The organism is Mangrovimicrobium sediminis (assembly GCF_004745945.1).
GTDB lineage: Bacteria > Pseudomonadota > Gammaproteobacteria > Pseudomonadales > Halieaceae > Mangrovimicrobium > Mangrovimicrobium sediminis.
The window spans coordinates 1-1,125 of record NZ_SRLE01000053.1 but is presented as its reverse complement, the minus strand read 5'-3'; the positions used below and the strand labels follow the sequence as shown (position 1 = coordinate 1,125).

General features: G+C 64.7%; 1 protein-coding gene and 1 pseudogene. Both read left to right on the top strand.

Features of this window, described 5'->3' with window-relative positions:
- On the top strand, nucleotides 1-326 hold a 326-nt coding region (locus E4634_RS21625), incomplete at its 5' end, for a redox-active disulfide-containing membrane protein (RefSeq protein ID WP_491844338.1).
- Nucleotides 327-334: 8 nt separating this feature from the next.
- Nucleotides 335-1,125: pseudogene (locus E4634_RS21255) on the top strand (protoheme IX farnesyltransferase); the annotation flags it as partial.

Below are 1,125 nucleotides of genomic sequence, written 5' to 3'. Positions count from 1 at the left end.
TCGGCCGCGACTTCAACCGTATCGACCGGCTGTACATCAGCGACACCACGCCCGCCGCGACGGATCTCGCGGTAGATGCACTGAGCGACGGCCTGCCGCTGCCGGAAAGCTTCGCCATGTACCTGCAACAGCAGCACCGCGACCTGTCGCCGCTGGTGGTTTCGCAGGGTGATTTCAACGCCCTGTTCCCCGAATACATTGCGGACCCGACGGCCTGGTACCTGGTGGATCCCGCGGGCTGGGTGATGATGACTTACAATAGCGAGATCAGTTACAAGGACGTGATCTCCGACCTCAAGTTCCTGCTCAAGAACTCCAGCGAATAGGCGGCGCGATGACACAGGCAGACAGCTCGTCGGCGACCACCTGGCGGGATTACAAGGAGCTCACCAAGCCCAACGTGGTGCTGCTGATGATCCTCACCTCGGTCATCGGCATGTTCATGGCGGTGCCGGGCATGGTGCCGCTGGACGTCCTCCTGCTGGGCAACCTGGGGATCGCCCTGTGTGCGGGGGCGGCGGCGGCGGTCAACCACCTCGTCGACCAGCGGGTCGACCGGCAGATGTCGCGCACCCAGAACCGCCCGGTGGCCCAGGGCCGCGTCGACAACCTGCACGCGACCGGTGGTCTACACCCTGTTCCTGAAGCGCGCGACGCCGCAGAACATTGTCATCGGCGGGCTCGCGGGTGCCGCCCCGCCGCTGCTCGGCTGGACCGCGGTGACCGGCGAGATACACGGCCATGCGCTGCTGCTGGTGCTGATCATCTTTGCCTGGACGCCGCCGCACTTCTGGGCGCTGGCCATCCACCGGCGCGAGGAGTACGCCTCCGTGGGCATCCCCATGCTGCCGGTGACCCACGGAGTGGCCTTCACCAAGGTGCAGATACTGCTCTACACCATCCTGATGTTCCTGATCACCCTGCTGCCCTACGCCACCCACATGAGCGGCCCGCTGTACCTGCTGGGCGCGATCGTGCTCGGCGCGGGCTTCCTGTACTGGGCGATCGAGTTGCTGCGCGACAGGAACCCGAAGGCACCGATGGAGACCTTCAAGTACTCGATCATCTACCTCATGGCGCTGTTCGTCGTCATGCTGGTGGACCACTACCTGTTCCCGGTAACCA